The organism is Caulobacter sp. Root1472 (genome assembly GCF_001426985.1).
Classification (GTDB): Bacteria; Pseudomonadota; Alphaproteobacteria; order Caulobacterales; family Caulobacteraceae; genus Caulobacter; species Caulobacter rhizosphaerae.
Genome location: NZ_LMFX01000051.1, coordinates 104,881 through 121,145 on the forward strand (window position 1 = coordinate 104,881; position 16,265 = coordinate 121,145).

The 16,265-nt window shown below is 70.0% G+C and carries 12 protein-coding genes and 1 pseudogene; 9 read left to right on the top strand and 4 right to left on the bottom strand.

The annotated features are described in order from the left end of the window. The first annotated feature begins 94 nt into the window (after window positions 1-94). The 5 genes and pseudogenes from ASD47_RS25020 to serA all read left to right on the top strand — a co-directional run bounded on the left by ASD47_RS25020 (window position 95) and on the right by serA (window position 3,957). Window positions 95-424, top strand: a complete 330-nt coding sequence (locus ASD47_RS25020; RefSeq protein WP_056762555.1) for a hypothetical protein — start codon at window positions 95-97, stop codon at window positions 422-424. A gap of 151 nt (window positions 425-575) precedes the next feature. Beyond that, window positions 576-911 (top strand): hypothetical protein, encoded by a 336-nt coding sequence (locus ASD47_RS25025; protein ID WP_235526215.1) that lies wholly within the window; start codon window positions 576-578, stop codon window positions 909-911. A gap of 149 nt (window positions 912-1,060) precedes the next feature. Further along, window positions 1,061-2,233: a phosphoserine transaminase gene (locus ASD47_RS25030; protein WP_056762559.1), complete on the top strand. Its 1,173-nt coding sequence runs from the start codon at window positions 1,061-1,063 to the stop codon at window positions 2,231-2,233. A 23-nt stretch (window positions 2,234-2,256) separates the two neighbouring features. Continuing rightward, window positions 2,257-2,346: pseudogene (locus tag ASD47_RS27845) on the top strand (hypothetical protein); the annotation flags it as partial. A gap of 30 nt (window positions 2,347-2,376) precedes the next feature. Next, entirely contained in the window at window positions 2,377-3,957 is a 1,581-nt protein-coding gene (serA, locus tag ASD47_RS25035; protein WP_056762566.1) for a phosphoglycerate dehydrogenase, read from the top strand. On the opposite strand, the gene ASD47_RS26940 is transcribed toward serA, so the two are convergent. Then, window positions 3,929-4,144, bottom strand: a complete 216-nt coding sequence (locus ASD47_RS26940; RefSeq protein WP_156402432.1) for a hypothetical protein — start codon at window positions 4,142-4,144, stop codon at window positions 3,929-3,931. The genes serA and ASD47_RS26940 overlap by 29 nt on opposite strands. Window positions 4,145-4,245: 101 nt before the next feature. On the opposite strand from ASD47_RS26940, the gene ASD47_RS25040 reads away from it, so the two are divergent. The 4 genes from ASD47_RS25040 to ASD47_RS25055 all read left to right on the top strand — a co-directional run bounded on the left by ASD47_RS25040 (window position 4,246) and on the right by ASD47_RS25055 (window position 10,500). Next, window positions 4,246-4,611 (top strand): VanZ family protein, encoded by a 366-nt coding sequence (locus ASD47_RS25040; RefSeq protein WP_056762568.1) that lies wholly within the window; start codon window positions 4,246-4,248, stop codon window positions 4,609-4,611. Window positions 4,612-4,733: 122 nt separating this feature from the next. Then, the gene (locus ASD47_RS25045; RefSeq protein ID WP_056762569.1) at window positions 4,734-5,507 is read left to right on the top strand and encodes an ImuA family protein; all 774 of its coding nucleotides are present in this window, start codon (window positions 4,734-4,736) and stop codon (window positions 5,505-5,507) included. Next, complete coding sequence (locus ASD47_RS25050; protein WP_369800350.1) at window positions 5,428-7,107, top strand: DNA polymerase Y family protein; 1,680 nt, start codon at window positions 5,428-5,430, stop codon at window positions 7,105-7,107. Before ASD47_RS25045 ends, ASD47_RS25050 begins: the two co-directional genes overlap by 80 nt. Before the next feature lie 120 nt (window positions 7,108-7,227). Then, a complete protein-coding gene (locus ASD47_RS25055; protein ID WP_056762572.1) occupies window positions 7,228-10,500 on the top strand; it encodes an error-prone DNA polymerase in 3,273 nt (1,090 codons plus the stop codon). A gap of 74 nt (window positions 10,501-10,574) precedes the next feature. Here ASD47_RS25055 and ASD47_RS25060 read toward each other — a convergent pair whose 3' ends face one another. From ASD47_RS25060 to ASD47_RS25070, 3 genes are all read right to left on the bottom strand, one after another. Further along, entirely contained in the window at window positions 10,575-12,119 is a 1,545-nt protein-coding gene (locus ASD47_RS25060) for a dienelactone hydrolase family protein (protein ID WP_056762574.1), read from the bottom strand. A gap of 223 nt (window positions 12,120-12,342) precedes the next feature. Continuing rightward, window positions 12,343-14,154 (bottom strand): response regulator, encoded by a 1,812-nt coding sequence (locus tag ASD47_RS25065; RefSeq protein WP_056762576.1) that lies wholly within the window; start codon window positions 14,152-14,154, stop codon window positions 12,343-12,345. Between the two features lie 132 nt (window positions 14,155-14,286). Next, window positions 14,287-16,224 carry an SDR family NAD(P)-dependent oxidoreductase gene (locus ASD47_RS25070; protein WP_235526216.1) on the bottom strand — a complete coding sequence of 646 codons (1,938 nt, stop codon included), beginning with the start codon at window positions 16,222-16,224 and terminating at the stop codon, window positions 14,287-14,289. Window positions 16,225-16,265 lie beyond the last annotated feature (41 nt).

Consider the following 16,265-nt stretch of genomic DNA (forward strand, 5'->3'; position numbering starts at 1 on the left):
GCCGCGACAAACTAACGCTAGCGGTTGTTTTTCTTTCCGCTCTCTTAACATCTGGTTTACCTTCTCCCTTAGGTTTTTGTTAAGGGAGATGGGTGTGGAAAAGGCTTTCGTTGCTCAACGTGTCGCCAACAAGCTGTTCGCCACCGAGTCGGCTATCGACGCCGCGATGGTGGAAACCATGGAAATGACGGCGGAGCTGATCCAGGCTCGTAAGGACCTGGAGCTGTCGTCGGTCGTCGCCAACGGCGCCACGGCCAAGCTGGCCGATGCGGTCGCCGCCCTGGCCGCCGCCCGCACCGCGGTCGTCGAAGCCCACGCTGAACTGGACGAAGTCCGTCTGCGCATCGGTATCCGCACCAAGCTGATCGGCGTGATCAGCAAGCCGGCGGGCTCGGCTCAGACCGATCTGCGCGTCGCCGTCTAAGTTACATTGCAAATAGTTTAATACCTTGGGCCCCTAATCTAGGTTAGAGGCCCAAGGTATGCATCTCGATTTCCTGCTCATTTTTGGTTGGACATTGATTCTAGGCGTCAGCCTTTTGGCTTGGCGCCTGGGCGGGCGAGTCGAGCGGCAAGTGGCCTTGCTGGTGGTGGTCATGTCTCTGGCCATTACCTTGATCGGCCTGATACCGGACAAGGCGATCCAGAAGCCCAGCTATTTCCTGGTCGACGGCCTGTTCGGCGCCGGGCTGATGGTGATGGCGATGCGGTACACCACCGCCTGGCTGGGGGTCGCCGTTCTCCTGCAGGCCGCGCAATTCAGTCTTCACGCCTATTATCTGGTGGGCGGCAAGATGTACGACACCTTCTACGCCATGGTGAACAACCTGGTCAGCCTGGGCGTGCTGGTGTGCCTGACCGCCGGATGCCTGCTGGCCTGGCGCAAGCGGCGACGCGCCGGCGAAAACTGACCGCCGCAAAATAATTGCCGGCCGCGGACGATTCGTTCGTTCCGCCGCAAAATCTCTCCTTGCCATCGCCGTCGAAAAAGAGTTTGTCGCCGGCGGGCCACATCCCCCCAACGGGATGCAGTCCATCTGTAAGGATGGGAGACATCGATATGACGACCCTCGCCAAGCCGGCGATCCGCCCGGCTCGCCCCGAGTTCTCTTCCGGCCCGTGCGCCAAAAGGCCCGGCTGGACCCCCGAAAATCTCAGAAACGCCGTGCTGGGCCGGTCGCACCGCTCCAAGCTGGGCAAGGGCCGCCTGAAGGCCGCCATCGACCAGACGCGGCAAGTGCTGGAAGTCCCCGCCGACTTCCTGATCGGCATCGTCGCCGGCTCGGACACCGGCGCCGTCGAGATGGCGATGTGGTCGATGCTGGGCGCCCGCCCGGTCCAACTGCTGGCCTTCGAGTCCTTCGGCAAGGACTGGGTCACCGACGTCACCAAGCAACTGAAGCTGCCGAACGTCGAGGTGCTCGACGCGCCCTACGGCCAGCTGCCCGACACGTCCAAGGTCGATCCGGCCAAGGACCTGGTCTTCACCTGGAACGGCACCACCTCGGGCGTCCGCGTCCCGAACGCCGACTTCATCTCGGCCGACCGTGAAGGCATCACCATCTGCGACGCCACCAGCGCCGCCTTCGCCCAGGACCTGGACTGGACCAAGCTGGATGTCGTGACCTTCTCCTGGCAGAAGGCCCTGGGCGGCGAGGGCGCGCACGGGATCCTGATCCTGTCGCCGCGCGCCGTGGCCCGCCTCGAGAGCTACACCCCCGCCTGGCCGATGCCGAAGCTGTTCCGCATGACCAAGGGCGGCAAGATCGCCGCCGACATCTTCGAGGGCGCGACCATCAACACGCCGTCGATGCTGTGCGTCGAAGATGCCCTGGACGCCCTGAAGTGGGCCGCCTCGATCGGCGGCCTGGAAGCCATGCAGGCTCGCGCCGACCAGAACCTGGCCGTGCTGGCCGACTGGGTCGCCCGCACCCCGTGGGTCGAGTTCCTGGCCGCCACGCCGGAGATCCGCTCCAACACCTCGGTGTGCCTGAAGGTCGTCGATCCCACGATCGCCGCCCTGCCGGACGACGCCCAGGCCGACTTCGCCAAGAAGCTGGCCAGCCTGCTCGAGAAGGAGGGCGCGGCCCTCGACATCGGCGGCTATCGCGACGCCCCGGCCGGCCTGCGCATCTGGTGCGGCGCCACGGTGGAGGCTTCGGACCTCGAGGCCCTGACGCCCTGGCTTGACTGGGCGTTCGCCACCGTCTCGGCCGAACTGGCCGCCGCTTAAGCGTCTCCCACTTCGCGGCTGAAATCCTCGTCCTTCGACAAGCTCAGGATGAGGATTCCGGACTGCCGCATTTCAGTAGCCCTCATCCTGAGCTTGTCGAAGGACGAGGGCGCGCACCGAATTCTCCGTAAGGAATCCCCCACATGACCGCTCCCCGCGTCCTCATCGCCGACAAGCTCAGCCCCGCCGCCGTCGACATCTTCAAGAACCGCGGCGTCGACTTCGACATCAAGGTCGGCCTGTCGAAAGACGAACTGATCGCCGTGATCGGCGACTATGACGGCATCGCCATCCGCTCGGGCGCCAAGCTCGACAAGGACGTGATCGCCGCCGCCCACAAGCTGCAGGTCATCGCCCGGGCCGGCATCGGCGTCGACAATGTCGACATCCCCGCCGCCACGGCCAAGGGCGTGGTGGTGATGAACACCCCGTTCGGCAACTCGATCACCACGGCCGAGCACGCCATCGCCATGATGTTCGCCCTGGCCCGCCAGCTGCCGGCCGCCGACGCCAGCACCCAGGCCGGCAAGTGGGAAAAGAACCGCTTCATGGGCGTGGAGCTGTACGCCAAGACCCTGGGCCTGATCGGGGCCGGCAACATCGGCGGCATCGTCGCCGACCGGGCTCTGGGCCTGAAGATGAAGGTCGTGGCCTACGACCCCTTCCTCTCGCCCGAGCGCGCCATCGAGATGGGCGTCGAGAAGGTCGAGCTGGAAGACCTGCTGGCCCGCGCCGACGTCATCACCCTGCACACCCCGCTGACCGACAAGACCCGCAACATCCTGTCGGCCGAGAACCTGGCCAAGACCAAGAAGGGCGTGCTGATCGTCAACTGCGCCCGCGGCGGCCTGGTCGACGAGGTGGCCCTGCGCAAGCTGCTGGACGACGGCCATGTCGGCGGCGCGGCCTTCGACGTGTTCGTCACCGAGCCGGCCAAGGAAAACCCGCTGTTCGGTTCGGACAAGGTCGTGGCCACCCCGCACCTGGGCGCCAGCACCAGCGAGGCCCAGGAGAACGTGGCCCTGCAGGTGGCCGAACAGGTCAGCGACTACCTGCTGACCGGCGCGGTCACCAACGCGCTGAACAGCCCCTCGATCACCGCGGAAGAAGCCCCCAAGCTGAAGCCGTTCGTGGCCCTGGCCGAGAAGATCGGCGCCCTGGCCGGCCAGATGGTCGACTTCGGCATCTCCGCCATCGACATCGCCTTCGAGGGCGAGGTCTCCAAGCTGAACGTCAAGCCGATGACCTCGGCCGCCCTGGCCGGGATCCTCAAGCCGATGCTGGCCGAGATCAACATGGTCTCCGCCCCGGCCGTGGCCAAGGAGCGCGGCATCACCGTCTCCGAGAGCCGCCAGGAGGTCAGCCCCACCTATGACAGCCTGATGCGCATCACCATCACCACCGAGAAGGGCAAGCGCGCCTTCGCCGGCACGGTGATCGCCGGCGCGCCGCGCATCGTCGAGGTCAAGGGCATGGAGCTGGACGCGGGCTTCTCGCCGGCCATGCTCTACATCAACAACCTGGACAAGCCGGGCTTCATCGGCGCCCTGGGCATGCTGCTGGGCGAGGCGGGCGTCAACATCGCCACCTTCAACCTGGGCCGTGTCTCGGCCGACGAGGACGCCATCGCCCTGGTCGGCGTCGACCAGGCCCCGGACGAGGCCCTGCTGGCCAAGATTCAGGCCCTGCCACACGTCAAGGAAGCCCGCGCCCTGACGTTCTAGGGGACTCCGATCCTTCTCCCCTTACGGGAGAAGGTGGCCTGCGTAGCAGGTCGGATGAGGGGTTTCTCAGGCGTTCGAAGCCGCGTCCGGTCGAAAGGCTGGGCGCGGCTTTCGCGTTCATCGACCCCTCATCTGTCGGCTTCGCCGACACCTTCTCCCGCAAGGGGAGAAGGAAGAGAGCGTGCAGATCCGGTGCAATCGACGAGGCGATCCGGCCAAGACGCCGTCCGGCCATTTTCAAGCCTCACCGGACCGGCTAGGTGCGGACGGTCCCAGCCAGGAGCCCCGATGTCCCTCCGCGCCCGCAAGATCAACCGCCTGGTCTTCATCGTCTTCCTGGCCGCCGCCGCCTTCGCCCTGGCCAAGGCCCTGCTGCCCGACGACGACAGCATCGGCCTGATCCCCTGGGACAAGGCCAAGCACTTCCTGGTCTTCTACGTGCTCAGCATCCTGGCCAGCCTGGCCCTGCCGCAGAGCCGGCTGCACCGCATCGGCCTGGCGATCCTGGCGTTCGGCGGGGCGATCGAGATCCTGCAGGCTTTCGTCGGCCGTGACGCCTCGTGGTTCGACCTGTTCGCCGACGCCTGCGGCATCAGCGCGGCGTTCGGACCGATGCTGGTCAGCCAGTGGTGGCGGGCCAAGCCGCGGTTCTAGGCCGGTCCTCGTTCCGCCCCTTCGGCGCGTCATTCCAGCGCATCCCTGAATCGCGACCCGGCTCCGCTTGACTCTCCATGCCCGGAGGATCAGAACAAAAGTGGAACATCGGAGATGCAGGGATGCCCGGGGCGAAGCCCGCCCTTTCGGCTTTGAGAGCCCAGATCGCCGCCCTGGAGGCGGGGACTCGGACTCCGCCTCCCGTCCTGCCGTTCGGGGATCCGCGCATCGACGGCTGCTTTCCGGCCGGCGGCCTGCCGCGCGGCGGCTGGCACGAGGTGGGCGGGGCCGGACTGGAGGAAGAGACCGGCGCCGCGCCCGCGAGCTTTTCCGCCTTGCTCTTGCGGCCGTTGGCCGCGTGGGGCGCGGTGGTCTGGGTGATGCGGCGCGCCGACCTGCACGCCCCGGGCCTGGTCGGGCTGGGCTTTCCCACCGGCCGGCTGATCCAGGTCAAGGCTCGCGACGAGGCCGAGGTGCTGTCGGTGCTGGAGGACGCCCTGGCCACGGTCGGCGTCGCCGCGGCGATCGGCGAGGCGCAGAGTCCCGACCTCAAGGCCGGCCGCCGCCTGCAGTTGGCTTGCGAACGGCGCGGCGCGACCGGGGTGCTGCTGCGACGACGGCCCTATGGCGGCCCGGCCGGCAAGGTTCGCGAGGTCTCCGGCGCGGCCGCCCAGACCCGCTGGCGCATCGCCGCCGCGCCCAGCCAGCCGCCGCCGGGCGACCCGGGCCTGGGCCCGCCGCGCTGGCGGGTCGAACTCGAACGCTGCCGGGGCGGCCGTCCCGGCGCCTGGATCCTCGAACAAGCGGAGGCCGCCGATGGCCCGCATCCTTTCCGTCTGGTGTCGCAATTGGCCGATCACGACATGGGCGAGGAAGAATACCGTCGCACCGCCTAGATCTTCCCCCCGTGGGGGAGGTGTCGGCGAAGCCGACGGAGGGGGGAATCATAGGCCGCCGGCCCGTGGCCGGGTCGACCTTCCGATCACGCCCCCCGCCGGTCGCTTCGCGACCGCCTCCCCCGCAGGGGGAGGGCCTGTTTTGCCTCCTCCCCCCGTCGCCCTGGTCGCCACAGAAGGCGGCACGCGCCGCCTGGCCGCCGTCGACGACGCGGCCGCGGCCCTGGGCCTGTTCGTCGGCCAGAAGGCCGCCGACGCGGCGGCCCTGGTTCCGGACCTGCTCACCGCCGACCACGACCCCGATGGCGACCGCGCGGCGCTGGAGATCCTCTGCGACTGGTGCGTGCGCTTCTCGCCGGCCGTGGCCATCGACGGGCTGGACGGCCTGTTCCTCGATGTCGAGGGGGTGTCGCACCTGTGGGGCGGCGAGGCTTTGATGTTGGACGACCTGCTGGCGCGGCTGGAGCGCTGGGGCGCGCCGGCCCGCGGGGCGATCGCCGACACCCCCGGCGCGGCCTGGGCCCTGGCCCGCTACGGCCCCGATCGCACGATCGTCCCGCCCGACGGCCAGGGCCCGCTGCTGGCCCCGCTGCCGGTGGCGGCCCTGCGGCTGGACGAGGCGGCCCAGGCCCAACTGCCGCGCCTGGGCCTGTTCCAGGTCGGCCAGCTGCTGGCCCTGCCGCGCGCCCAGCTGGCCCGGCGGTTCGGGCTTTCCGCGGTGATGCGCCTGGACCAGGCCCTGGGCGCGGCCCGCGAGGCCCTGGTCTTCCGCCGCCCCGCCACCCCGTGGTTCGACCGCCTGGCCTTCTTCGAGCCGATCAGCGCCCTGTCCGACCTGGAGCGGGTCACCGGCGACATCTGCGCCCTGCTGTGCGCCCGGCTGGAGGCCGAGGGGCGCGGCGCGCGGCGGTTCGAGCTGGTCTTCCACCGGCTGGACGGCAAGGACCAGCCGGTGCGGGCCGGCCTGTCGCGCCCGGGCCGCGACGCCGCCCGCATCGCCAAGCTGCTGAAGCCGAAGCTGGACACGGTCGATCCGGGCTTCGGGATCGAGGTCGTCACCCTGTGGGCCGCCGAGGTCGAGCCGCTGTCGACCGCGCAACGGAACCTGAACGCCGACGCCGACGCTGACGCCGGCCTGGAGGAGGGCCTGGCGCCGCTGGTCGACCGGCTGGTCAACCGCCTGGGCGAGGACCGGGTGTGGCGGGCCGATCCGTATCCGAGCCACGTGCCGGAACGTTCCGTGGTCCGCCGCGCGCCGCTGGATCCCCGACCGGAAGACGCCTGGGACCCGGACCGTCCCCGGCCGACCCGCCTGCTGCGCCGTCCCGAGGCGATCGAGGTGATGGCCAAGCTGCCCGACGACCCGCCGGTCCGCTTCACCTGGCGCGGCCGGTCGCGCCGCGTGCGCCTGGCCGAGGGGCCCGAGCGGATCGGCCAGGAATGGTGGCGCAAGACCTTCGACGAGGTCGGGCCGGGCAAGGTGCGCGACTACTACCGGGTGGAGGACGAGACGGGCGAACGGTTCTGGATTTTCCGCGCCGGCCTGTACGGCGACGGGGACAAGGCCCCGAAGTGGTGGTTGCATGGCCTGTTTGGCTAAGACCCTCCCCCTGTGGGGGAGGCGATCGCGCAGCGATCGGTGGGGGGATACGGCCGAGGCGGGACCACTCCCCCCTCCGGCCCATTTGGGCCGCCTCCCCCATGGGGGGAGGGTCTAGCCATGACCACCCACCGCTACGCCGAGCTCCAGGCCACCACCAACTTCTCGTTCCTGCGCGGCGCTTCCCACGCCCAGGAGCTGATGCTGACCGGCCAGGCCCTGGGCCTGAGCGCCGTGGGGGTCACCGACCGCAACAGCCTGGCCGGGGTGGTGCGGGCCTGGACGGCGGCCAAGGACCTGCAAATCCGCGCCCTGACCGGCTGCCGGCTGGACTTCATGGACGGCACGCCCAGCCTGCTCTGCTATCCCTCCGACCGCGAGGCGTTCGCCCGCCTGACCCGCCTGCTGACCGTGGGCCAGCGCCGGGCCGAAAAGGGCGAGTGCCACCTGTCCTGGAAGGATTTCCTGGAGCACGCCCACGGCCAGCTGGCCCTGGTCGTGCCGCCGGCGAAACTGGACGAGACCTTCCAGGCCGATCTCGACCGCATGGCCGGCGAACTGCGCGGCCGGGTCTGGCTGGCCGCCAGCCGGGCCTACGCCGCCCAGGACCTCAAGCGCCTGTCGCGGCTGGCCGAGCTGGCCCGCGACGCCGGCGCGCCGATGGTCGCCACCAATGACGTGCTCTATCACGGCCCCGAGCGGCGGCCGCTGCAGGACGTGATGACCTGCATCCGCGAGGGCTGCACGATCACCGAGGCGGGCTTCCGCCTGGAGGCCAACGCCGAGCGCCACCTGAAGACGCCCGCCGAGATGGCCCGGCTGTTCGAGCGTTGGCCCCAGGCGGTGGAGCGCACGGTCGAGATCGTCGAGCGCATCGGCTTCGACCTTTCGCACCTCAAGGAGCAGTACCCGGACGAGCCCGTGCCGCCGGGCAAGACGGCGATGGAGCACCTGACGGATCTGGCCTGGAAAGGGGCGGCCTGGCGCTATCCCGGCGGCGTTCCGCCCAAGGTTCAGGACAACCTCCGCACGGAGCTGGGCCTGATCGCTAAGATGGACTACCCCAACTACTTCATCACCGTGCACGACATCGTCCAGAAGGCGCGGGAGATGGGAATCCTGTGCCAGGGGCGGGGCTCGGCGGCCAATTCCTCGGTCTGCTACTGCCTGGGGGTGACGGCGATCGACCCCATGGAGCACCGGCTGCTGTTCACCCGTTTCATTTCCGAGAACCGCGGCGAGCCGCCGGACATCGACGTCGACTTCGAGCACGAGCGGCGCGAGGACGTCATGCAGTATGTCTACGAGCGCTATGGCCGCGACTACGCCGCCATCTGCGGCACGGTGATCCACTACCGCCCGCGCAGCGCCATCCGCGACGTCGGCAAGGCCCTGGGCCTGACCGAGGACATCACCGCGATCCTGGCCAACACCGTCTGGGGCAGCTGGGGCGACGGCCTGCCCGACGAGCATATCCGCCAGACGGGCCTGGACCCGAAGAACCCGCAGATCGCCCGGGCCATCGCCCTGGCCACCGAGCTGCTGCAGTTCCCGCGCCACCTGTCGCAGCACGTGGGCGGCTTCGTCCTGACCAAGCGGCGGCTGGACGAGACCGTGCCGATCGGCAATGCGGCGATGAAGGACCGCACCTTCATCGAGTGGGACAAGGACGACATCGACAGCCTGGGCCTGATGAAGGTCGACATCCTGGCCCTGGGCATGCTGGCGGCCATCCAGCGGGCGTTCGGCATGCTGCGCGCCGACCACGGTCAGCCGATCGTCGACCTGGCCGACGTGCCGGTCGAGGTGAAGGGCGTCTACGACATGCTGTCGGTCGCCGACAGCGTCGGGGTGTTCCAGGTCGAGAGCCGAGCCCAGATGTCGATGCTGCCCCGGCTGAAGCCCAACAGGTTCTACGACCTGGTCATCGAGGTGGCGATCGTCCGGCCGGGCCCGATCCAGGGCGACATGGTCCACCCCTATCTGCGGCGGCGACAGGGCCTGGAGAAGGCGGAATGGCCGGCGCCCTCGCCGGAGCACGGCGACAAGGACGAACTGAAGGGCATTCTGGGCAACACCTACGGCGTGCCGCTGTTTCAGGAACAGGCCATGAGCCTGGCCATCGAGGCGGCCAGGTTCACGCCCGACGAGGCCGACGGCCTGCGCAAGGCCATGGCCACCTTCAAGCACGACGGCGACCCGGGCCAGTATCGCGGCAAGTTCGTCGAGGGCATGGTGTCGCGCGGCTATGAACGCGACTTCGCCACGCGGTGCTTCAAGCAGATCGAGGGCTTCGGCTCGTACGGCTTCCCGGAAAGCCACGCGGCCAGCTTCGCCAAGCTGGTCTATGTCTCGGCCTGGATCAAATGGGCCTGGCCGGACGTGTTCTGCGCGGCCCTGATCAATTCCCAGCCGATGGGCTTCTACCAGCCGGCCCAGCTGGTGCGCGACGCTCGCGAACACGGGGTCGAGGTGCGGGCCCCGGACGTGCTGACCAGCGCCTGGGACTGCACGCTGGAGGACGCCACGCCGCCGACCGGGCGGGAACGGCGGATCGCCGATGACAAGATCTTCAATCCCGACACCCGGCCGCTCTGGAAGGCCGTTCGCCTGGGCCTGCGCCAGATCAAAGGACTGAAGAAGAAGAAAAAGCCGGAGGACGCCGATCTCGACGCCGACCTGATCATGGCCGCCCGCGCCGCCGGCGCCCGCGCCCCCGCCGACTTCGCGCGGGCCGGCGTTTCCCAGCGCGCCCTGGAGCTGCTGGCCGAGGCCGACGCCTTCGCCGGGGCGGGCCTCTCCCGCCGCGACGCCCTGTGGGCGGTCAAGGGGCTGAAGGGCGAGGTCAAGGTCGACAGCCAGGCGCCGCTGCTGGCCGGCCTGCCGTTGTTCGAGGACGCCGTCGCCCTGCCGGCCATGGCCTTGCCCCAGCAGGTGGCCGAGGACTACCGCACCACCAGCCTGTCGCTGAAGGCCCACCCGCTGCGGTTTTTCCGGCCCCAGCTGGACCGGCTGAACGTCACGCCCGCCGAGCGGCTGAAGGGCGTGCGCGACGGCCGCAGGGTCAGCGTCGGCGGGCTGGTGCTGATCCGCCAGCGGCCGGGCACCGCCAAGGGCGTGGTGTTCCTGACCCTGGAGGACGAGACCGGCGTGGCCAATGCGGTGGTCTGGAAGGACTGTTTCGACGCCCACCGCCGCACGGTGATGAGCGCCTCGTTCCTGATCGTCCACGGCAAGGTCCAGGCCGCCGACGGCGTCATCCACGTGGTGGCTGAGAGCTTCACCGACCTGTCGGCGCAGCTGGCGCGCATGAAGGAAGACCCTGAAGCCCCGGCCCCCACGGTGCGGATGCGGACATCCGGACGGCTGCAGAGGAGCCGGGATTTTCACTAGGGCGTCGCATGTCACCCCGGACGGCTCGCGGCCCCCGAGCGACGTCCCTCCCAGAGAGAGGGATCGGCGTGTGGCTAGGGCGCCGCGCCCAGCGCCTTCAGCTGCGCCGCGCCGTTCCCGTTCCCGGGGTTCAGGACCAGGGACCGGCGATAGGCCGCGATCGCCAGCGCCTTTTCGCCATTGGCGGCATAGGCCTCGCCCAGGCTGTCGAAAGCGTTCCAGCTGTCGGGGTGCAGGTCCGCGGCCAGCTTCAGGACGCCCGCGGCCATGGAGGTGTCGCCGGCGGCCAGTCGTTGGTAGCCCCAGCGGTTCAGCTCCGTCTCGTCGATCGCGAAGTCTGGGTCGCGACTCTTGAACGCCTGGTAGGTCGCCAGCGCCTTGTCGAAACCGGCGCGGTTGAGCTCGGCGGCGAAGGCCGCGCGGGTGGGCGGCGCGCCCGTGGACTTGGTCACGTCGGCGGCCAGCAGGTGACGCGGCGCGCCCGTCTTGGCGACGGGCGTGTCGAGGAAGGTACGGCTGGCGGCGTCGCCTTTCAGATAGGCGTCCAGGAAGCGGCGGACATAGGTCTCCACCCAGCCGTTAGCGACCGACAGCTCGTCCTTGTCATAGGCGCCATAGCGGCTGTCGGGCAGCAGCCGCTGGCCAAACATCGCCGAGAAGTTGGCATGGACGTAGGGATACATCGTGACCTTGTAGAGGTCGGCGTATTTCATCTTGGCCAGGAAGCTCTGGTCCCGGTTGACGTCGGCGGCCGTGTCCTCGACCAACTTCGGCGCGGCGGCGATGTACAGCATCGGCGCGGTGACGCGGGCCGGGGTCAGGTACTGGGACTGCTTGACGATGTTGGGCCAATAGCGGACCGAGCCGTCCAGCGTGACAAGGGCGCGGATGCGGCTGTCCTTCGCCGCGGCCATGGCGTTGGCCAGGCCGCCCCAGCTGTAGCCGGCCACGGCCAGGCGGCTCATATCGGCCTGGGGCAGGCCATGCGCGTAGCCGATCAGGAATTCAATGTCGCCGACCTGGGCCTCGACGCCTTCCAGGTCGGTGGTCATGCCGCGCGAGGCCTGGCCGAAGCTGGGGCTGGCGATGACCAGATAGCCCTGGCTGGCCAGGTATTCGCACAGGTCGGCGTTCTCGTAGGCCTCGGCGTTGAAGCTGGGCGCGTAGATCACGACCGGGAACTTGCCCGAAGCCGGCGTGGCGTCGCGGCGGGCCAGCATCGGCGCGGCCAGCTCGGCCCTGGCCCGTTCCGGCGACAGCATGGCGACCTGGGCGGCCACGAACTTGGCCTGCATCGTGGCGCGTTCGGCTGGCGGATGATCAAAGTCGTCGGCCGTGACCCCGAGCTTGACGTAGTCGCCCACGGTCAGGCCCTGGCCAGAGCCCTTCGCCGCGGGGTACCAGACCAGCGTCTGGACGGGCCGCGCCCGCTCGCCGGCGATCGGTTTGCCTGTCTCGACGTCCGTCTCGCCGCGATAGCCGCGCGAGAAATCGTACTGCTCGACGATCCGCAAGCCGACGGCGTTTGGCCCAGGCGGATTGTGGCGGGAGAAATTCGACTGGGCGGTCGACATGGACGGCGCGCCGAGCAGCGCCAGAAGCAGAAAAACAATACGCATCGCTTCACCCTTTTGAAGGGGCAGCCATGGCGTCGAGCGCGCACAGTGACAACTGAAGGTTTCGTAATGTTAAGCTTGGAGGCGGCTTGATCACGACAGCAGCGGTTAGGGGAGACCGCGAACCATCCATTGCGGACCTTGGTCAGGCCGCAGGTAACCCCAGGGATCCAGACATCATTTAACGCAGAAGTTGGACTTGCGAAATGCCGAGCGCCGATCCGCCCTAGGCCGTCACGCGCCGTTGGACCCCCGCCTTCGCCTCCGCCACCTGCGCCAGCAGCGCGAACAGGGCCACGGTGTCGATCGGCTTGCGCAGCACGCCGTCGGCGCCGTCGGCGCGATAGCGGGCGACGTCGTCGTCGAAGACGTTGGCGGTCAGCATCCAGATCGGCGTGCGGGGGCGGGGCTCGGCGGCCGAGGTTTCCAGCTGGCGGATCCGCGCCACGGCCGCCACCCCGTCCATGACCGGCATGTTGACGTCCATCAGCACCAGGTCGAAGGCCTCGGCCCGCCAGGCGTCGACCGCCCGGGCGCCGTCCTCGGCGAACACCAGCTCGACCGGCGAGGCGGCCAGCAGGGCGGCCAGCACCCGGCGGTTGGCGGGGTTGTCCTCGGCCGCCAGAACCCGCACCGGGGCGGCGACGGACGCCTCCGTGGCGGATTCCGCCGCCGGGGCCGCCAGGACCGGCGCCTCGAAGGCGAACCAGAACACCGCGCCGCGCCGCGCGGCCTTGCCGGACTGGACCTCGTCCTCTGAGACGTCCTCCACGCCGATCTCGCCGCCCATCAGGGCCAGGTTGGCGGCGCAGATCGACAGGCCCAGCCCGCTGCCGCCCAGGCTCCTGCCGCGCTCGGTCTGCTCGAAGGCCTCGAACATCCGCGGCCGGTCCTCCAGGGGCACCAGCGCGCCGCTGTCGCGGACCTCGACCAGGGCGGTCAGGGTCTGGTCCTTGACCATGCCGGCCAGGCGCACCGTCACCGCGCCGCCCGACGGCGAGGCCTTCAGGCCGTTGGAGACGAGGTTGACCAGGGTCTGCTCCAGCTTGGCCTCGTCGGCCAGCACGCCATAGGCCAGGCCGGGATCGGCGTCCTCGAAGCTCAGCAGCACGCCGACCGCCTGGGCGTGGGCGCTCCACACCCGCACCACCGTGCGGATCAGCCGGCGCAGGTCGACCGCCGTCGGGTTCAGGGCCGCCTGGCCGGCCTGGACCTTGGTCAGGTCCAGCACGGTGTCGAGCAGCCGGGTCAGCTGGGCGCCGCCCTCGATCACGCCCTGGGCCAGGTCGGCCTGGATCGGCGTCAGGAAGGTGTCGCGGCGCAGGGCGTGGGCGAAGCCGAGCACGGCGTTGAGCGGGGTGCGGATCTCGTGGCTGGCGACGGCCAGCAGGTCGGACTTGGCGCGGCTGGCCGCCTTGGCCTCGGCCACGGCCTCGGTCAGGTCGGCGTTCTTGCGGGCCAGGTCGCGCAGGGCCTGGGCCAGGGCGCGGTCGGTGGTCTGCTGGCGCCAGGTGGCGGTCAGGACGGCGACCACGAACAGCAGCATGGCCGCGCCATAGTGGTTGGCCGCCAGCGGCGTGTGGCGGTCGAACCCGATCCACAGCAGGGTCGCCACCGGCGGCGCCACGGCGGTGAGGTAGCTGATCTTGCCGGTGTGCACGCGCAGGGCGGCGAACAGCAGCACGCAGATGGCCAGCAGGGCGGCCTCCACCCGCATGATCGGCTGGCCGATCAGCCGGATCTTCACGGCCAGGGCGCAGGCGTTGATCGACAGCAGGAAGACCAGGCCGATCGACTGCCAGCGCAGCCGCCGGAAGGCCGTGACTGGATCTGGATGGCGCTCGGCGACCTCGGTGGCCAGGAACAGCGCGCCGTAGACGCAAAGCTCGACCAGGCCGAACACGGTCATCCGCATCGGCGTGTAGATCACCAGCAGGCCGACGAACAGGGCGACCAGGACCAGGCGGGCGCGGACGATCCCGCGCGTATATCGAACGAACCCTTCCAGGCGGGTGACGTCCACCGTCTGTTCGAGCATCCAGGTTCCCGCCAACGCTTACTGTTGTCCCAAGGCCAGGACGGCCCGCCACGCAAGCGCGGCGAGACAAAGCATGAGAGGCTGATTCTGGCTTGCCAGCTCGCCCTATAGGCGATCACGGGCGAGTTCTATTTAAGCCTGAGTCCGGGCAGTGGCCAACTTGTCCCGGATTTCGCCCGCCGGCGTCCTTCCGGCGGCCGCGGGGGCGGGCGACACGATCCGCAGTCCCTCGACCAGGGCGAACAGCCGCTCTCGGACCGCGGCCTCGTCGCCGGCCAGGGCGGCGGCCTCCAGGGCGGCCAGTGCCGCGGGCGGGATCGGCGGCAGGGGGACGACCGGCGCGGCCTCGGTGATCCCCTCGGCCTTGGGGCGGGCGGTCTCGTTGATGTCGACCAGGGCCTCGGTCAGCTTCTCGCCGGGGCGCAGGCCGGTGATCTTGATCTCGATGTCGCGGCCGGGGACCAGGCCCTGCAGCTCGATCATCCGCCGGGCCAGGTCGATGATCTTGACCGGCTCGCCCATCTCGAGCGTCAGGACCCCGGTCGGGGGCTCTCTGTCGCCGGCCGACAGGGCCACGGCCCGCAGCACCAGCTGCACGGCCTCGGGGATGGTCATGAAGTAGCGCTCGACCTCGGCGTCGGTCAGGGTCACCGGCCCGCCGCGGGCGATCTGGTGCTGGAAGATCGGCACCACCGATCCGGCCGAACCCAGCACGTTGCCGAACCGCACCACGCTGACGCGGGTCCCGACGCCGCTCCCATCGGAGCCCTTGGCGAACTGGCGGACCACGGCCTCGGCGACGCGCTTGGTGGCGCCCATCACGCTGGCCGGGGCCACCGCCTTGTCGGTGGAGATCAGCGCCAGGTGGGCCGCGCCGCACGCCTTGGCGGCGAGGGCGACGTTGCGGCTGCCCAGCACGTTGGTGCGCACCCCTTCGCAGGGATGGTTCTCGACCAGGGTCACGTGCTTGAGGGCGGCGGCATGGAAGACCAGTTCGGGCTTCTCGGTGGCGAACACCTGGTCGAGACGGGCGGAGTCGCGGACATCGCACAGCACCGCGTGGCGCGGCAGCCGGGGCCAGGCCTCGCCCAACTCGCGGTCGATGTGGAACAGGTTGGCCTCGGTGGCGTCCAGCAGGGTCAGCTGGGCGGGGCCGCTGGCGGCGATCTGGCGGGCCAGTTCGGAGCCGATGCTGCCGCCGGCCCCGGTGACCAGCACCCGCTTGCCGGCCACCAGGGCGCGGACGGGTTGGGGGTCCAGCCGCACCGGGGCGCGGCTCAGCAGCTCCTCGAGGCTGATCTCGCGCAGGGCCGAGCCGCCGGCCATGTCGACCAGGCCCTGGCGACGCAGCAGGCGCACGCCCTCGGTCTTCAGCCGGCCCAGGCGCTCGGCCCCGAAGGCGCTGAGCGGGCCGTCGGTCAGGAACAGCACGGCCGACGGCTGCAGGCCGCCGTCGCGCAGCTGGGCCATGACGGGGTCGAAGTCGTCGATGACGCCCAAAATGCAGACCCCGCCCAACTCGTCGCCGGTCTCGCGGGCCTCGGGGGTCAGGACGCCGACCGGGGCGTAGCGCTCGCCCAGGGCGGCGGGGGCGCGCAGGAAGGCCTCGGCCTCGTTGGCCGAGCCGACGATCAGCAGGCGGGGCAGGGCCGGCGAGGCGGGGGCGGGACGCAGGCGGGTCAGGGCGTCGACCAGCGCCCTTTCGTGCACGGCGCGGCGCACGATCCGCAGTCCGGCCAGCAAGGCGGTCTGCAGCAGGAAGGCCACGGCCAGGGTGCGCAGGCCGCCCGGCTGGCGCACGTCGGCCAGGCGGGCGACCAGGGCGAAGGTCAGGACCGACAGCAGGGCCGAGCGCGCAAGCCGCAGCCCGTCGCTGGCCGCGAAGAACCGCCAGGGCGAGCGCTCGACCTGGAACAGGAGCTCGACGGCCAGGGCGGAGACCGCGAACAGGGCGGCGAGGATCAGGCCGGGCGCGGTGAACGGCAGGGCGCCGGAGGCGAGGGTCTGGGCCAGCAGCATGGCCATGAAGGCCAGCACCATGTGCGCCGCGATCTTGCCCATACGACCCATCAACGCAACTCCCGCCGGCGGCCGCCGCGAACCGCTTCGCG

What these genes read in the sequence shown, in the direction of transcription:
- ASD47_RS25065 (WP_056762576.1), bottom strand. Translation starts at nt 14,154, where the DNA reads ATGCTCGAACAGACGGTGGACGTCACCCGCCTGGAAGGGTTCGTTCGA.
- ASD47_RS25050 (WP_369800350.1), top strand. Translation starts at nt 5,428, where the DNA reads ATGGCCCGCATCCTTTCCGTCTGGTGTCGCAATTGGCCGATCACGACA.
- serA (WP_056762566.1), top strand. Translation starts at nt 2,377, where the DNA reads ATGACCGCTCCCCGCGTCCTCATCGCCGACAAGCTCAGCCCCGCCGCC.
- ASD47_RS25040 (WP_056762568.1), top strand. Translation starts at nt 4,246, where the DNA reads ATGTCCCTCCGCGCCCGCAAGATCAACCGCCTGGTCTTCATCGTCTTC.
- ASD47_RS25045 (WP_056762569.1), top strand. Translation starts at nt 4,734, where the DNA reads ATGCCCGGGGCGAAGCCCGCCCTTTCGGCTTTGAGAGCCCAGATCGCC.
- ASD47_RS25055 (WP_056762572.1), top strand. Translation starts at nt 7,228, where the DNA reads ATGACCACCCACCGCTACGCCGAGCTCCAGGCCACCACCAACTTCTCG.
- ASD47_RS25030 (WP_056762559.1), top strand. Translation starts at nt 1,061, where the DNA reads ATGACGACCCTCGCCAAGCCGGCGATCCGCCCGGCTCGCCCCGAGTTC.
- ASD47_RS25070 (WP_235526216.1), bottom strand. Translation starts at nt 16,224, where the DNA reads ATGGGTCGTATGGGCAAGATCGCGGCGCACATGGTGCTGGCCTTCATG.
- ASD47_RS25060 (WP_056762574.1), bottom strand. Translation starts at nt 12,119, where the DNA reads ATGCGTATTGTTTTTCTGCTTCTGGCGCTGCTCGGCGCGCCGTCCATG.